The following is a 20280-nucleotide window of genomic DNA, read 5'->3' as shown; positions in this document are numbered from 1 at the left end:
CTTGGCAATTCAGAAATTGCTAACTCCTAGGAGATTAATTTTTCCTTTTAATTGTTCAATGTACAATATTGTACAACGCTGTAATTACTTGAAGACCCCTCAATCTCAAATTAGCATAATACAGTTAAGTTGTTATTTGTTTTTTAACGGATAAGAAACCGTGTCGCCAGTTTTAAGAATATAATATGTAAATTAGATTATCTGCGATAATCAAAGCTGAAATTGGATAGTGAATTTTAAAAGCTTTGATTAGTTGATTCAGAATACTTGATTTGACTTTGAATCTTTTAGTAAACGTAGAGTGTATGAAATTATTGATTAGACCGGAAAAACTTTCGCGAGTATTTAAAAAATATCATATCGAAGGGTTACCTTTTGCGGCATCCCTAAATGAGTTTAACGCAACAGATATGGGTGATCCACACGATCATCCATTCGATTTTGTAACTCATATCCTAAGCGGCGGATATATTGAGCGCATATATACTATCAATTTTAATGAAGTAATAATTACTGACATCGAACGCATTCCCGGAACATCACATTTCGTCAAAGCAACAGATATTCATCAAATTATCAATCTACCAACAGGTCATTGCGTTACCCTAATGATCCCACAATCTGGACACATTCGAGCGACTTGCTTTTACCGTTTTTCCGAAGGTAAAGCTTATTTTAGATTATGGAATAAACGTAAGTATATTCCACTTATTTAGCTATTTACAACCATTATTCGATAGTAGTGAAGGGAGTAATGATTATAATAATTTAAGTTACAATACCATATTCAGCTCATCTCCAACAATACAACTGATATAGTTTCTAAATATAGGTCAGGATCGATTAGTTTAAAATTAGAAATGTAATTCCGATAATCTCTTCGGCTATTTAAGACAAAATTTTGTTTCTTAATGAAATATCGCTCTTATGAATTAAAGAAAAATTGGCTGATTCGCAAAATCTTTTTTAAATAGAAATATAAATATTTAATTAGAAATCAACAACAAAATTCATTAAAGTTTGTCTTAATAAGAAAACTTTAATGGATTTAACTTCAATCAGACTTTTACAAACAATTTTCCGATGTTTCCTAAACAGCTTATTATATTTTCACATTTAAGATGGGATTTCGTTTATCAGCGGCCGCAACACCTTGCCAGCCGCTTGGCACAATTTTCAACAGTTTATTACATTGAGGAACCGGTTTTTGACGCTCATGAGGAGACTTACCTTGAAAGTGTTTTAAGAAATAAGGTACTTGTAATAGTTCCTCATCTAAAGCCTGGATTGAATCATGAATTTACGATAGCGGGGTTAACTCAATTATTCGGAGAGTTTATAAAAATGTTCAACTTAGCCGAAACTGCTTTTTGGTATTACACTCCTATGGCTTTGGAATTTTCCGCAAACTACGAACCTCAGATGGTCATTTATGATTGTATGGACGAACTTTCAGCATTTAAATTTGCGCCGCATAATTTGCAGATTCTTGAAAAGGAGTTATTGGAAAAAGCCATTCCAACATTCAATATTTGGGTCCTAAAACATATGATCAATTGCCGGATTATATCGCTGGCTGGGACATTGCACTAATTCCATTTTTCTTGAATGAATCAACAAGATTCACCAGCCCAACCAAAACGCCTGAATACCTTGCCGCGGGACTACCTGTGATTTCTACTCCCATCATCGACGTCATAAACCCCTATGGACTAAATAGTTTAGTGAGCATAGGTACAACTGCTGCCGATTTTATAAAACTCGCTGAAAAAATTTTGGCTGATGAACGCGATGATGTTGACCGTTTAGTTGACATAGATGCATTTCTCGCACTTAATTCCTGGGACGAAACATTTGAGGGCATAAAAAATGAGATGCTTAAAGTTATCGAACAGAAAAATCAACTTTTAGCTGCGGAGCGTTATGTTTGATTATCTGATCGTCGGTGCTGGATTTGCTGGATGCGTCCTTGCCGAAACACTGGCTGCAGTTGGGGGAAAGAAAGGTTTAATAATCGATAAACGGAATCACATTGGCGTGAACGTATATGATTTTTACGATAAAGCGGGTATTCTCATTATAAGTACGAGCCGCATATATTCCATACCAATAGTCCTGCTACATTTAATTATCTTTCCAAGTTTACAGCGTGGAGAAATAACCAGCACAAGGTGGTAGCCCACACGCACGGACAATATTCCAACCTTAATCAATCTTAACACTATAAATAATTTGGACGGGATGAACTTGAATTCTTTAGATTTAACTGATTATTTTTCTTCAATTAACGAAAGTGTCACTCAAGTGAAAACATCTGAAGATGTCGTAGTTAAAGCAGTTGGGCGTGAATTGTACGAGATTTTTTTTAAAGATTACACAAAAAGACAGTGGGATCTGAACCCATCCGAGCTCGATGCATCCGCCCGCGTTCCTGCCCGAAACAATAAAGATGATAGGTATTTTACAGACACCTATCAGGCAATGCCTCTTCATGGATATATAAAAATGTTTGAGAGAATGTTGTCGCATCCTAATTTTAAAATCATACTCAACACGGACAATCACGAAATTGTAGATAAGATCTATTTTCGAAAAATGATATTTACAGGACCGGTAGACGAATACCTTGACTTTTGTCTTGTAAATTACCACATCGCTCCATTCATTTTAAATTTGAGACACTTAATCAAAATATTTATTATACCGGGACAATCAATTATCCTAACGATTATGACTTTACCCGAGTAACAGAGTTTAAATATCTGACCGGGCAAAAGCACAAAAAGACGAATGTAGTGTACGAATTTCTTAAAAGCGACGGGGGCCATTATTATCCAATACCGAGACCAGAAAACAATGAGTTGTACAAAAGATATCAGGCTCTAGCCGTGCAAAGCAATATTCTATTGGTAGTGCGTTTAGCAACATATAAATATTACAATATGAATCAGGTGGTAGCGCAAGTATTATCGGTTTTCAAAGAAATAAAGCAGGTTAATGATGTAAACGTTGATCGTGGTCTAATTGTAAATGTTAGCCAGGACAACGAATGACAAATCCTTTTAGATCGTTTTGGATGGGTGGATTCGAATGCGCGGATCACTTAAACGCATTTGGAAACCGCGTTGATTTTCTTGAACTTACTAATCATCTACAAAACATAGATAGTGATTACAGAAACCTTGCAGAATTCGCGATCAGCACCGTAAGAGAAGGAATAAGGTGGAGTTATGTCGAGCGGATTCCCTATAATTATGATTTTAGCGTAGTTAAAATTATGCTGCAAGAGGCTCATAGACAAGGCATTCAGCAGGTGTGGGATATCTGTCATTTTGGTTATCCAGTTGATTTGACCCCGCTTCATCCGCATTTTACAGGCAGGTTTGTCGGCCTTTGCAAAGCGTTTGTACAGATGTTTAAAGCTGAATACCCAGGGGAAACATTGATTGTTACACCTATTAATGAAGTTAGTTTTATATCCTGGTTAGGCGGTGACGTAAGAGGCACTTCACCTTATGGTGTACATTTAGGATGGGAAGTCAAATACGCTCTGATGCGCGCATATATCGCAGGGGTTAAAGCGATGAAAGAATTAATGCCAGGAATTTATATCTTAAGCACTGAACCTTTAGTAAACGTTATACCGCCACTTAACTGTTCAGAGGACGATAAGGTCAGCGCGCGAAATGCTCATTTAAACCAGTTTCAATCGGTAGATATATTGACGAGCGCTATGTGTCCAGAATTGGGTGGCTCACCCGATCTTTTAGATATTCTGGGGTTCAATTACTATTATAATAATCAGTGGATTATTGGAACGGGAGATTTCTTAAAATGGGCCAATGAAGATTTTGATCCTCGCTGGAAACCTTTTAGTCAATTGCTAAAGGACGCTTACGAACGTTATCATAAACCAGTAGTACTCCGTCTCTGAGATTGCCCGTACGGTGATTGAACACACCGATAAAAGTATCCTTTACATTGGCCTGGTGCAGAATGAAATGCGCTACAGCCTGATGGCAACAGTTTCTTTCGACCCTGATATCCGTTTTACCAGTGCGGATACGGGTTTTTACTACGCGCAAAAACTAGTTCCTGAGTTTGAAATTATCGAAACCAGCACAGCAAATACGATTATAATGAAAATTGGTTTGCCCAAATACTTGAAACTTAATCCGGGAATGATCGGAACATTTAAAAAACAATTTGAGGAAGAGGAGCCGATCAATGCTTACGAAGAGATCAAACAGCGGAATGCTAAACTGAACCACCTGTCTACTGAAAAGGATGAAGAGCTGCGGCGCTCAAAGCTGGTAAATGAAAAGAAAACCGAGTTTATTTCAATAGCGAGTCACGAGTTAAAAACACCCATAACAGTATTGAAAGCTTACACCCAAATGGCAAAATCGACTAAAGAGACAATCAGCAGTAATCTGCTGGAACTATTGTCCAAGATCGACTTGCAATCTAATAAGCTATTGACCCTTGTCCAGCAATTGCTCGACATTTCCAAAATAGAGAATGGCAATTTGCAGTATCATATGCTTAATGTCAGGCTAAATGGCTTCCTTACAAAGCAGGTAGCTGTGATGCAACACATTTTGCCGCATCATGAATTTGTGACAAATTACTGCGATGAACTAACGGTCCTGATCGACGAGTTAAGAATGGAGCAGGTACTGGCCAATTTGCTGGGGAATGCCGGAAAATATTCTGATAAACATACCAGGATTTTAGTAGAGACGGAAATGTCAGATAACAAGCAGGTAACGATCAGGATCAGCGATCAAGGACGCGGCATGACAAAAGAAACCATGACTTCTATTTTTGAAAAATTCTACCGTGCAAAAGATGTCTTAAAAAGTCATACCGGGCTGGGGATGGGCTTATACATCACTTCAAAAATTGTCACTGACCATAAGGGGAAGATCTGGGTGGAAAGCGAAGAAGGAGTAGGTTCTTCATTTTGCTTTACGGTACCCTTGGCATTTTGAAAAGGTTATTGGTATGCCGTCAAAGGATTGGTCTTTTCCTGTCAGACTTTTGCAGTAATATTTAAATGCTGGAAGTTCGGGATGTCTTTAAAAAAAGTAAAAAGTAAACTATTTAGGTGTATAAATACTGAGCTTATAGTTGTGCGCACAAGAAAGTTGGCAATGGTAGAGAACATGGCTTTTGTAAGACTGGGCTATTTTGTGAGGATTCTTGTCTTAACGTTGCAATTTGCAGCTTGATCAATTAGCAAAATATTCTTCGGCCACAAAGTGAATTAATTTTGAGTTTTCTCGCGAATTGTCCAGGCATTCCAAAACCAACTGTGCGTAAGGCTGAAAAGCAAGTTTTACGGCCAGCAGGTTTAAGATTTTGCAAGCTCCCAATTGCATATTATCTATCACAGATAAATAAAATAGAATGGACATATCGCTCTTATAGTGATTGTCCTGTTTAAAGCTCACCTGTCGCAGCGCTTCGGCAACAACCGCTGCTATGCCTAAACATTCCTGGGTTAGCCAGGACTCGTCCATCAAACGAAAGATCTCTTTTAAAGCTGCCATCTGGGTATTAGAGTCGTCCAGATTCTCCTGTAACGCATGTTTTAAATTTTTAAAAGTAGCCTGCCCGATCAATGTTGGCAGATTGACAATGAGGCTGTATTTCGCATTATAAAGAATCGTTGATTGTTCAATGAAAGCAAAACGCAAGGATTCCCTTTCAAGGATGTGGTCGATTTGTTTTGGCATATTAAAAGTTTAAGAGAACGTGAAACAAATTTCTTAAAGATACAATAAATATGGTAGCACGGGTCTGAAATTTCTACTAATGTGGACTGAGTTGGGTTTACTTGTGATTTATTTTATAGGGGGGGGTACATAGTTTGCGTGCATTGCAAAGCTGCCGCAAAAATCGCAGGCGGTTCTTCCTATACTGGTTATTTGTAAAAGTAAAGTTTGGTATACAGCCATTTGGTAAGGTGCATTTGTCAATTATTTGCATAAGTCATGGGTTAAAAACTCCGCTAATATGCAAACACTATATAGACGGCTAAGACACCAATGAATGTATATATCTTTGAGTTGAGAATAAAACACATGTCAGCAAAACCCTACCCAGGTTGTTGAAGTGCCAGATAATTTTGCTGTTAATGATCATTGCTTATTAATTTATAACCCATGCCACGTAAACTGACAATTTCTACGCCCGGCTCATCTTTAAGCATCCTGCGCACATGAGCCATAAACACGTTCATACTTTTAGAATTATAGTAGTTATCATCCCCCCATATCGCCAGCAACGATTCCTGCCGTTTTAATATTTTATTTTTATGAAGCAATAACATTTCGAGCAGCGCAACTTCTTTAAAAGACAGCCTGTATTCTCCCGAACTGGTTACCAATTTCTGGCTGACCGTATCCAGCTCACAATTTCCAAAATGATAAACGGTAACTTTCTTATCGATAGACGCATCTGACCCGAACCGCTTCAGCAAGGATTCGATCCTGACCAATAATTCCCCCATATTAAATGGCTTTTTAAGATAATCATTCCCGCCACTCTTAAAGCCCTTGATAATGTCTTCAGGAAGTGATTTTGCACTTAAAAAAATAATAGGTGTTTTAGATCCCAGCCCCCTTATGTCATCAGCAAGCTTATAGCCGTCTTTTAAAGGCATCATAATATCGAGTATACAAATATCCGGCTGCGCGCTTTTAAACAGATCAAAAGCCTCCTGCCCGTTACGCGCCTGCAAAACTTCATAACCGCTTTCCACCAGGCCATCTGTAATGATACCGGATAAAACCGGCTCATCTTCCGCATATAACACTTTCATAGCTGCTTAAATACTGGTAAATACACCATAAATTTACTTCCCTTTCCCTTCTCACTCTGAACATTAACACTGCCTCCGTGCATTTCAATGATCTGCTTTACATAATTCAGGCCGAGCCCGGAACCTTCAACATGCGGCACATCGTAAGCGCTGGAAACCCTAAAAAAACGTTCAAATATTTTATCATGGTAGATCGCTTCAATACCCGGCCCGTTATCTTTGATACTGATCTTCACTGTATTTGCATCAGAGGTACAGACAACCACAACATGTACACCCGCCTGGCCATACTTCAGCGCGTTCTCAATCAGGTTGTAAAAGACATTGGTCAAGTGAACAGGATCTCCGCTAACAAAACAGGGTTCTTCCAAAGGCTCGTATATAATTGTCGCATTCTTATTAATGACCTGAACGCTCATCGAAGCTACAACAAGCTTTAGGCATTGCTGAACGTCGTAAAGTTCCTGGTGCAGTTTAATATTTCCTTTATCTAAATCATCCAGCCGGAGTGCCTTATCAATCATCTGTTTTAATCTTTGCAGTTCTGTTTTACTGATCTCTAAATAAGTGTTAAGTTTTTCGGGTTTAGCCAATAAATTATAGCGGGTGATAGAATCCAGAGCAACTTCGATAATGGCAAGCGGCGTTTTAAGTTCATGGGACATGTTATTGGTAAATGCCGCTTTAGCTTCTGCATACAACTGTTTGTTGGCGATGGATTTCAAGATATAATAACAGGCGAAACCAATCAGCAGGATAAGGACAAATGCTGAACAGATGTAAATACGCATCCGCCATAAAACCAGACTGTCCAAACCTGGCACGATAAGTTCGTATTTATTTTTGGATCTGAGGTCATAACTATATTTACGGGAACGGAAAGCAGGATGGGTTACCGGATTGTTGATACTATATGTTATTTGTTCGTCATTGTTCCGGTATCGGAAGGCTCCGTAATAGGCGTCCACATTTAAATCAGCCTGTTTCAGCAACACTTTTACGGTGCTGTCCATCTTTAACACAGAACGCTGGTCAATCGCTAACATTCCGGGGCTTACTTGCTTTGGAGAACTAGGAGCCATTGCGACATGATTCACCGCAGCCTTTCCGCTGTAAACCTGTAAGTGAATATTAACCACAACACTGTCCCTGAACGCGGAAGAAGCAAAGGAGCTGTTTAAGTAACGGTTAACCTCGCTGTCAGTGATCGCGTCAAACGCAGTTTTCAAATTGATCCATCTGGGGGACAAAAAAAATTGCCGGTAGTCGCCGTTTCCACTTATATCTCCCAACAGGTTCTTGTACATCGTCTCTCTTGAAGCTTTGTTCACCACCTGTTCCAGTTCCTCTTCAACAAGCTGATATTGTTTTTTAAAAAGCTGGTCAAGCCAAATCAGCTGCAGACAGACGGCCAGCAGGATAATGCCGGACATAATTGGAATTAAATACCTGTTTGCAATAATTTTCACAGAACAAAAGTGGTCAATAAAAGTGACTGAGTTTCAGCATACTTAAGATTTAACCTTATTTAATCTTACTTAACCCGCCTTTATCTTAACCCGTGGTAGGTTTGCTGTATGAAAAAGTTACTGATAATGTTCATTTTAAATCTGCCATTTTTGTTAATCGCTCAAACACGGATTAAGGGAATGGTCACCGACCGGTCGGGGAATCCGCTTGATGCGGTAACCATAGCTTTGAGCCAGCAAAATTATGCGGCGACTTATGCGCTTGCGGATTCAGGGCGCTTCACTATGAATACAAAGAGTAGCGGTAGTTTTACCCTCACTGCCACACTTATTGGATATAAGCCCGTTATAAAGTCTATTACGCTGCCTAAAGACACGTTGCTTATTATTATGGAGGAAAATGCAAAGCAGTTAGGCATGGTTACCATTTCAGCCGCGAGACCGGTTATTGAAAGAAAAATTGACCGGGTCGTATTTAATGTAGAAAACAGCATTGTCGCCAGCGGCGGAAGTGCCTGGGATGCCATGACCAAAGCACCGGGCGTTCAGCTGAACAGCGGCAATACACTGGCTGCTGATAAAAAAAATGTAACGGTATATGTCGATGACCGGCCGCTGCATTTATCGGCCGATGAGCTGACCACCTATCTTCAGGGGCTTCCCTCAGACGCGGTTTCAAAAATAGAGGTCATTACAAACCCGCCGGCAAAATATGATGCAGAAGGTGGGGCGATCATTAACATCGTAACCAAAAAATCAAAATCGGATGGATTGAATGTCACCCTGAATTCCGGCTATACACAGGCGACCTATGGAAGCTATAATGCCGGGGCGATTTTCAATTACCGTAAGGATAAACTGAATGTTTTCGGCAGTTACAATTACAGCAACAGGGATAAAGATTATAAAGAAACAGACTTTGTAAACTACAATACCCCAGGTAATCCTTCTTTCTGGAACAGTGATGTTGTTAATCACCGGAAATCAGCAGTCAATAATTATAAACTTGGGGCTGATTACCGGCTCAGTAAAAACCAGGTAATCGGATTTCTGGTTACCGGCTATAATGCGGCTGGTAACGGGCATAGCGAAACCAACACTTCCGTAGCAGGCGGCAGCAACGCAACACCTGATTCCCTGCTTCATACCATAACGAACAGTAAAAGCAATACCACCCAGATCGGGTTTAACGCGAATTATACGCTGAAAATCGATACAACCGGAAAAAGTTTGACCGTAGATTTTGATTACCTTCCATTTAGGTCAACTAACAGGCAGTTTCTGGATAATTATTCCTTCCTGCCTGACGGTAGCCCTGCATCAGCCCCTTATCATATATATACCCCAACCACTCAGGGTATCAATATATACTCGGGAAAGGCAGATTATACCAGCAAATTATTTAAGCGCTGGACATTGACATCAGGAATAAAGTACAGCAGCATAAAAACTGACAATACCTTTAATTATTTTAACAACGCAGGTGCGGTACCCGTTCTGGCCAGTAACCAGAGCGATCATTTTACCTACACGGAAAATACAGCAGCATTGTACACCAGCATTAATGGAACCGTAGGTAACTGGACATTCCAAGGCGGTTTACGCGGTGAATACACAAACAGCCGGGGTTTTTCAGCTACACTTGATTCGTTAAATAAACGTAGTTACTTTAAGCTTTTCCCTACCGCTTATGTGATTTATAAACTAAACGACAACAGTGATCTGCAACTGACCTACAGCTACCGTATTCAGCGTCCCGAATATTTCAGGCTGAACCCCTTTAAAACCTATGTTACACCTTATTCATTTGTTGAGGGAAATCCTGCATTACAGCCTTCATTTGTTCAGAATATAGAACTTGGCTATACCTGGAAGAAGCAGTACAACATCACAGGTTATTACAATGTTACACATGACATGTTCACCTACGCAACGGTACAGGATAACGTGGATCATCTCCTTTATACTACCCAGCAAAATCTCGGCTTCAGTTCGAACGCAGGTGTCCGCCTTTCAGCGCCATTTAATCCGGCAGGATGGTGGGAGGTTAACGCCACGGCTGATTTCTCCCGGCAAACTGAAAGGTCAGCATACTTGCAGGGAAGTTACGATTACCATAAGTTAACTTTCAGCGGGACCGTTGACCAAGCCTTTACCATAAACAAAGGTGCGGGGTTGAAAGCAGAATTAAACGCTTGGTATAACACGCCGCATATTGCCGGAATATTTGATATCGCACGAACTTATGATGTTAGCTTCGGTATCCGTAAAACAGTTTTTCATGACGGAACGGTGAAACTGGCCGCAAGTGATATTTTCTATGGAAATTCATTTAATGTGAGTTCACACTACCTGAACCAGGATAATGGCTCACTCATGAAAGGCGATACACGAAATATTAGCCTGTCATTTAGCTACAAATTCGGTAAGAATGTAAAGGATGCGAAGAAAAGGGAAACTTCAAATGAGGACGAAAAAAAAAGGGCGCATTAGATTTCTTATTAAGAAAAAAGGAAATTCCTCCCTGAAATATGTGTTCCTTTATCCCAAAATCATCAAACATGGATTTGAAAAACTTATTCCTGACCGCGCCTTTAATGCTGTTTTTTTGCTTCGGCTGCAATGCCCAGCTCAAAAACAATCAAAAATCAACAATCATTCCTTTTGAAACTTCCAGGTGGGATACTACCGGTGCAAAAGCGGAATTTGTCACTTACAAAGGTGTAAAAGCTATTAAAATGCACCCCAACGGCGGACAAATCAATTTGAAAGGATTAATCTTTACTAATGGCACCATCGAGTTCGATACGCAGCCGATCGATGCGGAAACAAGGGGCTTCGGTCCGATAGGCATATACTTCCGTCAGCAGAATGTAAAGGAAAGCGAATACGTTTACCTGCGAACCAAAAGGGATGATAGCAAGCGCGACAACGATGATATCCAATATGCACCGGTTGTAAACGGTGTGCTGCTCTTTAATATGATGTCGCCTTATGATGGGCCGGCACCTGTACACAACAAGGAATGGAACCATGTTAAGCTGGTAGTTTCCGGTATGCAAATGCGCATGTATGTAAATGATATGAATGAGCCCGTTTTAGAAATTCCAAGATTGGAAAGTAGCAGCAAAGCAGGAACAATCGGATTTGACGGGCTTGCCTATTTTGCAAATTTGACCATTAAGCCAAATGATGTAGGAAATATATCTCCCCTGGAAGGAATTGACCCTACTAAACACGATATGAATTATATCCGGCAATGGGATGTTACTTCCTCAAGGATCAAGGGACAAGGAAGAGAACTAACAACCGGTGATCTGCCCAAAGACTCCACGCAATGGAACGGGATTACTGCGGAAAGGCGCGGGGTTGTCAACTTATCCCGCAAATTTGGAGCAAGCGACACCAGCCGTTACGTTTGGTTGAAAACCACCATTAATTCAACAAAGGATCAGGTTATGCAGATGCAACTTGGTTTTTGTGATGAAGTCTATGTTTTCGCGAATAATAAATTAATTGATGCCGATAAAAATCAATTCGGACTTCCGCTCGCCAAATTTCCGAACGGATGCCTAAATATTGATAATTCGATGGTCAACATCCCTCTTAAAGCCGGTTCAAATACACTGCTAATTGGTGTGGTAAATAACTTTTATAGTTGGGGCATTATTGCCAGGCTCAGGAATTTAAGCGGAATTACGCTGACAAATTGAAAGGCATGGAAATGGTGGATACAAAAGCTTACTTATGATAATAAAAGAAATAGCGATTGTGATTGGTATAAGCCCGTTAAAAGAGTGGCAAATAGTCTAAACATTATTTTTGAGAGTAGTAACTTCCAACCACTTTAGTCTCTCTTAAAGCGCCAAGATACGAGGCGATCATATGCAAAGCAATACGATGAAAATATCCGGAAAGCGGTTGAAGAAATGCTGATATTTTCTACCACGGTGTAACTGAACGCGCTCATAAACTGTTTAAAAATTATTTTGCATAAAATTTCTTAAAAATTAATAAATCTGTAATCTGTTACAGACTTTATGTTAATGACAAAGGAGATAGTCCTCATGTTATACACTTCCGCTTCTGCCAGCTAATTAATAGGTGCCCGATACAGAAAGGTGATTTTTTTGATGCCGGCAAATTGAATTACCTAATTTACCATTATTAAAAGGTGAGATGCAGCACCTAAGAAGATATAGTAATTGAACACTAACTTTATAGGCGATGATAGTAAGAAAAATTTGCGTAGCCGAATAGATGGGCAAATTCTTTAACGTTCAAATACATATGGTAGAAATGCCGCTTGGCTTCAAGAACAATTTCATGATGTATCAATAAGTAATGAGCAAACCATTTGTTTCCATGTTGCCTGATCCTTTAGCAGATCCCATTTTAAAATTTGCATAAATTGTTCGCAAATTTCCCATTAGGTGAGAGTGATACTCCTTTAACTTTCTGCTCATATATTCTGGCTGATAAAAAATAAAGGACTGTAATACTGCTAATTGAATACGTTCCTGAAAAACGCTGTCTTTTTACTCAGGAGCGCTTTCAAACAATCGAGAAACAATTTTTCAAGCTGAAGAAACTGAGATGTAACCAGAATTACTGGCTTGTGAAGACCTTGACTATATTCAAGCAGGTTTCTGCAATTCTCCGTAATAGAGGCTAGGTCTACCTCAATAAACCAGCCTTCACCGTTGACAACTATCAGGCGATGGTGCGCTGTATCTGTAATATACAAAAAAGCTCCTGTGGGCATAGTGTGTCACCTCAAGATATACCATAATTTTGCAGAGGCCTTTTTTGTAATATCTTTAATGGTAATAGCAAGAGCAGCCATTCGTTGCATATTTTAGTTAGCGAGTTCGATGCATTGAAAACCCCAGTTTTGCAAATATCAATTACTGCTTCGCCTACCGTATCGGCAGAATCAATACGCAAGATCTTGTCGCAATCATTAAGATCAAAATTCCAGTTGGCCGGAGCGGGCAAAAGATTTGATGGCTCACGTAATAACAATACGTCTTTTTGGTTTTGAACGAAATTTTAAAGATTAAAATCGTTTTTTATTATGAGAACAGCTTGTCTACGAAAATATCTTACCATCCTTATTCGACGGTACTATTCCGTCAGATGAAATCGCGATCTTGCTTTTTAAGGCGCAATCTGCTTACTAAAGGCATGCTGAAGATGTAAATAAAAACAACGGAAAGCCAAATCGCGCCGGGCCATTGTTTTCGAACCAGAATATAAACGGAAGAGAAAACAATCGGCCCCAGAATTGCTGCCATGCTGACCACTGATGATAAAATGCCCTGAAATCGCCCTTGTTGTCCTTCTCCGACCTGTTTTGTAGCCAGTGATTGCAGCGCTGGCGCGCCGATGCCGCCAAGCGAAAAAATGGGCATAATAGCGAAAATCATCCATCCTTGTTTCGCAAAAGCCATCACTATCAAAGCAAAGCATGAACACGCGAGGCCCCCCAAGATAGCCGGACGTTCTCCAAGCAGCTTTACAGCCGGGCCAGTTAGAAAAGCCTGCACAAGAGACTGGCAGACGTCGAACGTGCCCAGCGAAAGTCCTATCCACAAACCGTTCCATTTAAATGTATCCATGCCCCAGAGCGTCCAGCACGTACCATAAACTTCACCTGATAGCGCAAAAATAAAAAACAGAATGATGAGAGGTGCCAGTCTTTTCATTGATATAACCCATTTCATTGGTAGTAGTGGATTCAATGTTGACAGGTTTATTCTGCCTCGCTGTGGCTCGTGTGATTCCCGAAGTAAAAACAGCGCCAGTAACGTATTGCAGAGGTTAAGAATTGCCGCAAAAATGAATGGGAGCCGAAGCCAGTAATCTCCCAAAATACCACCAAGCACAGGACCGATGATGAAACCAATGCCAAACATGGCATTAAATACTCCAAATACAGCTGCCCTTTTTTCTTCGGGTGTTATATCGGTTATATATGCAGTCGCAACTGCTATATTCGCGCTGGTCAATCCGGCGATGGCACGTGCGATAAATAGCATCCAAAGCGTTGTTGCAGATGCCATAAATACATAACTGATCGATGCGCCAATCAATGACAGGAGCAATACCGGCCTGCGTCCAAGCTTATCACTCAGTGCGCCAAGAACAGGTGCGAAGACAAATTGCATAACAGCGTATGAGGCCGTTGTAATACCTATGTATGCTGCTATATTTCCAGCATGGGTCACTTCTCTGAGAAGGCCGGGCAGGATGGGAAAGATTAGACCGATGCCGATAGCATCGAGCGCAATAGCGGTAAAAATAACGATCAGGGAATTTTTCATGTAGCGGATCCTGTAAAAAAGGCAGTGAATTCAACTCTTGTAAACGATAGTATTAATTGAGGAACCAATTCTCAACAGCTTTTTTTGCGCCTTCAGGATCAGGATGCTCCTGATCGGCGGCCCAGGCGACAATTCCGTCAGGCCGTATCAAAAGTGCTCCCAAACCTAATTGCTCATTAGCTTTACCAGCGATATAATTAAATTCATTCACGTATTCATTAGCTAGATTTTGTAGTGTATCATTCATGTCGAAGTCAAGCAGGATACCCCTACCATCATACATAAGTTCGCCAATGCTTTTACCCGCTTTAAATTGAAAGTTGGGAACGCTCTGTCCGACCAGCGGGTGATCACCGGCGAAGTCGTAGTGAAAGTTTACACCCCAAACTCTGCCTGCAAAATAAGTAGCACCGTCGACAGTGTCCATGAGGTCGCGGATGATTGCGTTTAGCGCCCGTCCTTGCGGGCTCGGATCCATCACCGCGGCTTGCGCGTGCGACCATTCGAGCACCTTTTCGCCGATTGGAAAACGCTCCGCATAATAAGTATCTAATAAACCTTCCGGAGCTCTACCTTTAATAGTTGACGCAAGTTTCCAGCCAAGGTTCATGGCATCTCCCAGTCCGAGATTAAGTCCCTGGCCGCCTAAAGGCGCGTGAATATGTGCGGCATCGCCAGCTAGTAGCACCCGTCTGTCGCGGTAGCGGGTGGATTGTCTCGCACGGTCAGTCCAGGTGGTTGCCGTATATATTTCTTTGATGCCTATATCCGTGTTGGACACGCGGCGAAGTACCTGCTGCAGGTGTTTAAGCGTAATAGGCAGACCGGAGTCGTGGAATACCCCTCTATCAAAGTCCTGAATCACAATATAGCCCGGCTGTGATTGCATATACATCCCATCTGGTGTTACGTTTCGGCCAGGCTGAAGTTTCTCGGGATCAGCCAGATCCACTGAAATGGAATAGCCTGTAAATTCAGGTTCAGTACCCTCGAATTTAAACCCGCTCGCTTTTCGTATAGCGCTGCGGGCGCCGTCGCAGCCTACAAGCCATTTGCCGGTGAATGTTTCTCCGCTTGATTCCGCAGCTATTAAATCATCGCTTTGATGGAATCCGCTTATCGCAATTCCGCGCCTGATCTTTACGCCAAGGCCTTCAGCCCGCCGGGTCAGGGCACGTTCTATCTCTGCCATTTCTGAAATAAGACTGGTATCAGTAGAACCGGGAATGCGAAACTTCCATCGCGACTGGTCAATATTACTGTCCAAAAATGGAATGCCCGCAAAATGCCCACCCTGACGCCTGGGCTTTGATTTCTGCTGTTCTCCCGCGCTTTTTTGAGAGTCATTGACCTTTTTATGTAGTTCAAGGTCTTTTAAGATATCCCGGCGGTAAAGCATCTCGATAGTAGGTGCAGAAAGGCCACGAATCCCAAAGGGCACCTGCTTTAAAGGTGAATGCGGATTTTCTGCTTTTTCTAGTATGAGAACTGAACATTGTGCAAGCGCAAGCTCACAGGCTAGAAGAAGACCAACAGGACCCGCGCCGGATATGAGCACATCGTATATAGGTTGACTTGTTGTTACATCGGTTTTTTCAATTTTGATCATATTATAAATTATTTAGCCGCAAAATTATCAAAATGCCTGTTTCCAAAACTTGTATAAACACGACAAAATATACAGCACCATTTTTAGCGACTCCTGAAGTCTCTGCAGTTATCAGAAGGATTCGGTCAACATTTTGTTATAGTAGTTATTGGATGAATTGTTATCTACTGAATTCACAGTAAACCTGGCCTTTACGCCATTCCGCGACCATCCTCGGGGGCTCAAATTAAAATTATGAAGAATAAGATAAATTTTTCAGTGCATGGTGATGTAGGTGCTGAAGTATTCTAAAGTTGAAAGGCCCGAGCCAGGCGATGAATTTCTGCTAATAAAGATTTCAGCGATAACAGTTAATTTGTTAGAGATACCAATTCGTCGCGGAGCAGTCAAGGAGCATATCCCTCTTTGTCTGCGAGCTATCCGCTGAAGATGGCTGTCAGGCCCATAGAGCAGATTTCACGTAGCCTTACACAATTCAAGGTATTGCATAAAGTTTTTACCACCACTCTTAACGAAACCTATGCCGTATATGTTGTTGTTCACGAAAATCAGGCGGCGATTAATCCGAACAAATTGATTAGATAGAAGCCGCCCCTTTGGCTACTTCGTTCGTACCTGCCTATTGCTTCTGACAGCAGGCGAGCAAATACAGCTGTTATAATAATTACTTATAGTTAATGCTGCAGGAGGGTAGACCCTGTAATAGTTCAAGCGATCAAAACCTTTTAGCTCGTGAGCGCGAACGCTTCCGCTTGCAAATCAGATGGTGCAGACAAGGTTATTAATTACAAAATCAAGATTTCAGTGCGCTGGTTAAAAATAACGACTGGGTGATTGATCTGGTTGGCGGCAAAAAATAGGAAAATCATTTAAAATTATTGAGCGTGGTGGCAAATTGCTATGCGCCGCAATTTCTTCATCGGCCGAACTATCTCGAAATAACAGGTATGTGCACAAGTTCATCAATTTGGAATCCGCTGATAGAAAATTGGAATTTGGCAGAGAACTAATGGAGGCCGTCAAAATCAAGGTTAGATCTCCCCGTACGATTCACCTGCAGGATACCGCACATGCACAAAATCTAATATCAATCTGCGGACTAGTGGAAAAATTGTGGTAACGGAATATTTTTAGTGTCCTGCATTTTCGGTTGAGGTGTCATTAAATTACCTTAATATTTATCGATGATTTGAAAATATTGTATCTTTAACAAATGCGGCATCAAGAATTTGAACCTCCTGAAGAGCTACGGGATATAATTAAATGCTTTTGGTATAACAAAAGGGATGCTGAAGATATGCGATCCAGTTTTGAAGTTCAACCTGACAGCTATGCCGAAATTATATTTCATTTCGGAAGCGATTTAAGCACAGTTTATAATGGCTTATATCAGGCGTTGCCGTCACCATTTATGGTCGGGTTGCTGAACAAGCCGGTTATTTTTAATAGTGAAAATTGTCTGGAAATTATCGGAGTGAGATGCTTTCCATGGACGGTATTTGATTTACTCGGATTGCCTCCAGGTAAGGACCATGTGCACATATTTGATCATCCTCTAGCAGAGCTTCGGGATACCTTAGCTGTTCAGATAAGAACCGGTAACTTAGATGAAGGATTGGACATGGTTAAGCGCTATTTCCTCAATGTGCGATTACGTTTGAATGCAAACAGTTTATTACTTAAAGCCGGAATTGCCATGCAGCGAAAACACGGCACTATTCGTGTAAGCCAGGTGGCCGCCGAAGCTCACGCTACAGTACGTACACTGGAACGAAATTTTAAGCAATGCTCCGGCTATTCTGTTAAGGATATATCGTGTCTTATGCGATTTGAGAAGGTAAGGAATCTTTTATGGTTACACCCGGATTCAAACATTGCAAGACTGGTGCAGGATCTTGGTTACACAGACAGGTCTCATCTAACCAGGGAATTCAAAAGGTATAGCGGAACTTCTCCGGCCGCCTTTGCCCGGCATTCAAAACTTCGCAAAATTGACTGGAACGCTGATATTGTCGCGTTGATATAAATCTGAGGTAAAAATGCAGTCGCCCCAGGACCTGTATGGACGCCGATAATAGTGGCAACATTTGACCAGGAAAAGATCCGCTCGTTTGGTTCAGAAACGGCCATGAAAAGAGCCGGCCAGCCCTCCGAACTCGGTCCTGCCTTTGTATTCTTGGCGTCGGATGATGCGTCGTTCATTACCGGGCAGGTAATTCATGTCAACGGAGGAGAAGTTGTTAACGGGTAATTACTTTTTTTGAACGCTATTTTGACAATAAAAGGCTAAGCTGATGAAGTCTTCCTCTCTCCTGTACACATTAACAACTATAGATAGCAAGACATTTATTTATAGTTTAACGATACGATAGCCGATATGTCAGCATTTTTCACACATCGACTATTTCCCGGAGCAGACGTAAACAATATTCACACTTCAATATGCTTAATCCTATTGCTTATCTTTAAAATCAATTTTGGCAAGTGAGAGCGTGGCCGGTCCGGTCAACACCTGTCCATGGACATCATAGCGAGCGCCATGGCAAGGGCAGTCCCAACTTTTCTCCTCGCCGTTCCAGTTGACGATACAACCGGCATGGGTACAAACAGGGTTGAGCGCAAATATTTCCCCCTGATCATCACGATAAGCCGCGATTTTTTTTCCATCTATCTCTAATAACTTTCCCGTGCCAGGCTGCATTCTTTTAAGGGAATCTGTTTCATGAATGCCGAACCTGTCCGCTACAAAATGATAGGCGACATCTGCATTCTCCTGAACAAAAGCTTTAAAACCTGCAACGGGCTTTAACCTTGAAGGACTGAATACTTTTTCATATTTATTAGCTTTCCCCTGAACCAGATCAGATAATATTTTACCGGCGATACTACCCAGCATCATCCCATTGCCGTTATACCCTGTGGCGCAATAAACACCTTCTGAGGCTTCCGGCATTTGCCCAATATAAGGGAAACCATCAACAGGTACATAATACTGGCTTGACCATTGGTATTTAACGGATGATACATTGTAGTTTTTACGTACATATTTTTCCAGGTCTGCAAACGCTTTCTCCGGACTATCATGCCCGGTTTTGTGATCGTTTCCTCCGGCAATTAATAATTTTTCACCGTCGATCTCATGTGTTCGGAAATAATGATAAGGTTCCTGCATGTCGTAGATCAGCGCATCCGGGTAGGTATCTGTTTTCAGCTTAACACCGAGAACGTAACTACGATAAGGCGCGCAACGCAAGCTATAAGAGTTAATACCAGGCGGAATATGCGTAGCGTAGATCACCTTTTTCGCTTTGATCTTTAAACCCCCGGATATACCGATGTGGTTCTCATCTTCCTTTTCTACGCGTTCTATATTGGTATGCTGTAAAATAATACCACCGGCATCGGTAAAGGCTTTAGCCAAAGCAAGAGCATATTTCGTAGGGTGAAATTGCGCCTGCCTCTCAAACTCCAGCGCGGCCTGGAAACTTTGCGGGGTTGGGACTTTGATCGTGTAGTTTACGGCGACACCAACTGCTTTAGCCCCGGAAAATATATCATCCAGTTGGTCGGCCTGCTTTTCATCTTCGGCATATAAAAAGCCTGTTTTTGTTTCATAATCGCATTCGATCCGGTAATTTTTAATATTGGAACTAATCAGTCCAAAACCTTCATTGATAGCATCTGCAAAAAGTTGCGCACCTTCTTTCCCAAAAGCACTTTCCGCTTCCTTATAAGTGGTATCTGCGAAGGTATTGATATGTGCACTTGTCCCACCGGTAGTTCCGAATCCAATCGTGTGCGCCTCAGCCAGCAGGATATTGCCCCCGGCATTCTGCAATAACAATGCGGCTGTAAGTCCGGTTATGCCGCCGCCTATAATAATAGCATCATAAACAGTATCCTGCCCCATGGCTTTATGCCGATTTACAGTAGATAAAGCACTTTGCCAAGGGCTTTGCTGTGCTCCGTCGCGGAAAATATTGGGTTCTTTTTTCGTTGCCATATTTCTATTACAAAATCCTTAATAATCTGTTTGGGATTATTTTA

Annotated in this window: 18 protein-coding genes and 1 pseudogene; 13 read left to right on the top strand and 6 right to left on the bottom strand. The window is 41.3% G+C overall.

The features are described 5' to 3' along the window. The first annotated feature begins 305 nt into the window (after positions 1-305). From ACQY4U_RS22280 to ACQY4U_RS22245, 8 genes are all read left to right on the top strand, one after another. Positions 306-716 (top strand): hypothetical protein, encoded by a 411-nt coding sequence (locus ACQY4U_RS22280; protein WP_428331671.1) that lies wholly within the window; start codon positions 306-308, stop codon positions 714-716. 367 nt (positions 717-1083) lie between these two features. Continuing rightward, a complete protein-coding gene (locus ACQY4U_RS22275; protein WP_428331670.1) occupies positions 1084-1593 on the top strand; it encodes a hypothetical protein in 510 nt (169 codons plus the stop codon). Then, the gene (locus ACQY4U_RS22270; protein ID WP_428331669.1) at positions 1557-1931 is read left to right on the top strand and encodes a hypothetical protein; all 375 of its coding nucleotides are present in this window, start codon (positions 1557-1559) and stop codon (positions 1929-1931) included. Before ACQY4U_RS22275 ends, ACQY4U_RS22270 begins: the two co-directional genes overlap by 37 nt. Continuing rightward, positions 1924-2178 carry an NAD(P)-binding protein gene (locus tag ACQY4U_RS22265; RefSeq protein ID WP_428331668.1) on the top strand — a complete coding sequence of 85 codons (255 nt, stop codon included), beginning with the start codon at positions 1924-1926 and terminating at the stop codon, positions 2176-2178. The genes ACQY4U_RS22270 and ACQY4U_RS22265 overlap by 8 nt, the downstream gene beginning before the upstream one ends. Positions 2179-2241: 63 nt before the next feature. Continuing rightward, positions 2242-2748, top strand: coding sequence for a UDP-galactopyranose mutase (locus ACQY4U_RS22260; protein ID WP_428331667.1), 507 nt, complete (start codon positions 2242-2244; stop codon positions 2746-2748). Then, a complete protein-coding gene (locus ACQY4U_RS22255; protein ID WP_428331666.1) occupies positions 2634-3053 on the top strand; it encodes a UDP-galactopyranose mutase in 420 nt (139 codons plus the stop codon). Before ACQY4U_RS22260 ends, ACQY4U_RS22255 begins: the two co-directional genes overlap by 115 nt. Positions 3054-3076: 23 nt before the next feature. Next, the gene (locus ACQY4U_RS22250; RefSeq protein WP_428331665.1) at positions 3077-3934 is read left to right on the top strand and encodes an amine oxidase; all 858 of its coding nucleotides are present in this window, start codon (positions 3077-3079) and stop codon (positions 3932-3934) included. A gap of 13 nt (positions 3935-3947) precedes the next feature. Beyond that, positions 3948-4994, top strand: a complete 1047-nt coding sequence (locus tag ACQY4U_RS22245) for a sensor histidine kinase (protein ID WP_428331664.1) — start codon at positions 3948-3950, stop codon at positions 4992-4994. Positions 4995-5234: 240 nt separating this feature from the next. On the opposite strand, the gene ACQY4U_RS22240 is transcribed toward ACQY4U_RS22245, so the two are convergent. The 3 genes from ACQY4U_RS22240 to ACQY4U_RS22230 all read right to left on the bottom strand — a co-directional run bounded on the left by ACQY4U_RS22240 (position 5235) and on the right by ACQY4U_RS22230 (position 8298). After that, positions 5235-5741, bottom strand: coding sequence for a DUF892 family protein (locus ACQY4U_RS22240; protein ID WP_428331663.1), 507 nt, complete (start codon positions 5739-5741; stop codon positions 5235-5237). A 398-nt stretch (positions 5742-6139) separates the two neighbouring features. Next, positions 6140-6829 (bottom strand): response regulator transcription factor, encoded by a 690-nt coding sequence (locus ACQY4U_RS22235; protein ID WP_428331662.1) that lies wholly within the window; start codon positions 6827-6829, stop codon positions 6140-6142. Beyond that, on the bottom strand, positions 6826-8298 hold the full coding sequence (locus ACQY4U_RS22230; RefSeq protein ID WP_428331661.1) for a sensor histidine kinase: 1473 nt from the start codon (positions 8296-8298) through the stop codon (positions 6826-6828). Before ACQY4U_RS22230 ends, ACQY4U_RS22235 begins: the two co-directional genes overlap by 4 nt. 108 nt (positions 8299-8406) lie before the next feature. Between ACQY4U_RS22230 and ACQY4U_RS22225 the strand changes: the two genes are divergently transcribed. From ACQY4U_RS22225 to ACQY4U_RS22215, 3 genes are all read left to right on the top strand, one after another. Beyond that, complete coding sequence (locus tag ACQY4U_RS22225; RefSeq protein ID WP_428331660.1) at positions 8407-10791, top strand: TonB-dependent receptor domain-containing protein; 2385 nt, start codon at positions 8407-8409, stop codon at positions 10789-10791. A 68-nt stretch (positions 10792-10859) separates the two neighbouring features. Continuing rightward, positions 10860-12011: a hypothetical protein gene (locus tag ACQY4U_RS22220; RefSeq protein WP_428331659.1), complete on the top strand. Its 1152-nt coding sequence runs from the start codon at positions 10860-10862 to the stop codon at positions 12009-12011. A 1181-nt stretch (positions 12012-13192) separates the two neighbouring features. Next, complete coding sequence (locus ACQY4U_RS22215) at positions 13193-13342, top strand: hypothetical protein (RefSeq protein WP_428331658.1); 150 nt, start codon at positions 13193-13195, stop codon at positions 13340-13342. A 91-nt stretch (positions 13343-13433) separates the two neighbouring features. Here ACQY4U_RS22215 and ACQY4U_RS22210 read toward each other — a convergent pair whose 3' ends face one another. Both ACQY4U_RS22210 and ACQY4U_RS22205 read right to left on the bottom strand, forming a co-directional pair. Beyond that, positions 13434-14624 (bottom strand): TCR/Tet family MFS transporter, encoded by a 1191-nt coding sequence (locus ACQY4U_RS22210; protein ID WP_428331657.1) that lies wholly within the window; start codon positions 14622-14624, stop codon positions 13434-13436. 52 nt (positions 14625-14676) lie between these two features. Continuing rightward, positions 14677-16233: an FAD-dependent monooxygenase gene (locus ACQY4U_RS22205; RefSeq protein ID WP_428331656.1), complete on the bottom strand. Its 1557-nt coding sequence runs from the start codon at positions 16231-16233 to the stop codon at positions 14677-14679. 1213 nt (positions 16234-17446) lie between these two features. On the opposite strand from ACQY4U_RS22205, the gene ACQY4U_RS22200 reads away from it, so the two are divergent. After that, positions 17447-18259 carry a helix-turn-helix domain-containing protein gene (locus tag ACQY4U_RS22200; RefSeq protein WP_428331655.1) on the top strand — a complete coding sequence of 271 codons (813 nt, stop codon included), beginning with the start codon at positions 17447-17449 and terminating at the stop codon, positions 18257-18259. A gap of 24 nt (positions 18260-18283) precedes the next feature. Continuing rightward, positions 18284-18484 (top strand): annotated as a pseudogene (locus ACQY4U_RS22195) (SDR family oxidoreductase); the annotation flags it as partial. Between the two features lie 201 nt (positions 18485-18685). Here the strand turns inward: ACQY4U_RS22195 and ACQY4U_RS22190 are convergent. Beyond that, entirely contained in the window at positions 18686-20236 is a 1551-nt protein-coding gene (locus ACQY4U_RS22190; protein ID WP_428331654.1) for an FAD-dependent oxidoreductase, read from the bottom strand. Positions 20237-20280 lie beyond the last annotated feature (44 nt).

This window comes from Mucilaginibacter sp. (genome assembly GCF_965277465.1).
In the GTDB taxonomy this organism is placed as follows: domain Bacteria; phylum Bacteroidota; class Bacteroidia; order Sphingobacteriales; family Sphingobacteriaceae; genus Mucilaginibacter.
Note: the sequence above shows the minus strand (reverse complement) of the source record. Positions and strands in the feature narration are given on the sequence as shown.

Excerpts from the sequence above, each read along its gene's own strand:
- ACQY4U_RS22280 (WP_428331671.1), top strand. The coding sequence starts at position 306 with ATGAAATTATTGATTAGACCGGAAAAACTTTCGCGAGTATTTAAAAAA.
- ACQY4U_RS22275 (WP_428331670.1), top strand. The coding sequence starts at position 1,084 with ATGTTTCCTAAACAGCTTATTATATTTTCACATTTAAGATGGGATTTC.
- ACQY4U_RS22265 (WP_428331668.1), top strand. The coding sequence starts at position 1,924 with ATGTTTGATTATCTGATCGTCGGTGCTGGATTTGCTGGATGCGTCCTT.
- ACQY4U_RS22260 (WP_428331667.1), top strand. The coding sequence starts at position 2,242 with ATGAACTTGAATTCTTTAGATTTAACTGATTATTTTTCTTCAATTAAC.
- ACQY4U_RS22250 (WP_428331665.1), top strand. The coding sequence starts at position 3,077 with ATGGGTGGATTCGAATGCGCGGATCACTTAAACGCATTTGGAAACCGC.
- ACQY4U_RS22240 (WP_428331663.1), bottom strand. The coding sequence starts at position 5,741 with ATGCCAAAACAAATCGACCACATCCTTGAAAGGGAATCCTTGCGTTTT.
- ACQY4U_RS22235 (WP_428331662.1), bottom strand. The coding sequence starts at position 6,829 with ATGAAAGTGTTATATGCGGAAGATGAGCCGGTTTTATCCGGTATCATT.
- ACQY4U_RS22225 (WP_428331660.1), top strand. The coding sequence starts at position 8,407 with ATGAAAAAGTTACTGATAATGTTCATTTTAAATCTGCCATTTTTGTTA.
- ACQY4U_RS22220 (WP_428331659.1), top strand. The coding sequence starts at position 10,860 with ATGGATTTGAAAAACTTATTCCTGACCGCGCCTTTAATGCTGTTTTTT.
- ACQY4U_RS22210 (WP_428331657.1), bottom strand. The coding sequence starts at position 14,624 with ATGAAAAATTCCCTGATCGTTATTTTTACCGCTATTGCGCTCGATGCT.
- ACQY4U_RS22205 (WP_428331656.1), bottom strand. The coding sequence starts at position 16,233 with ATGATCAAAATTGAAAAAACCGATGTAACAACAAGTCAACCTATATAC.
- ACQY4U_RS22200 (WP_428331655.1), top strand. The coding sequence starts at position 17,447 with ATGCGGCATCAAGAATTTGAACCTCCTGAAGAGCTACGGGATATAATT.
- ACQY4U_RS22190 (WP_428331654.1), bottom strand. The coding sequence starts at position 20,236 with ATGGCAACGAAAAAAGAACCCAATATTTTCCGCGACGGAGCACAGCAA.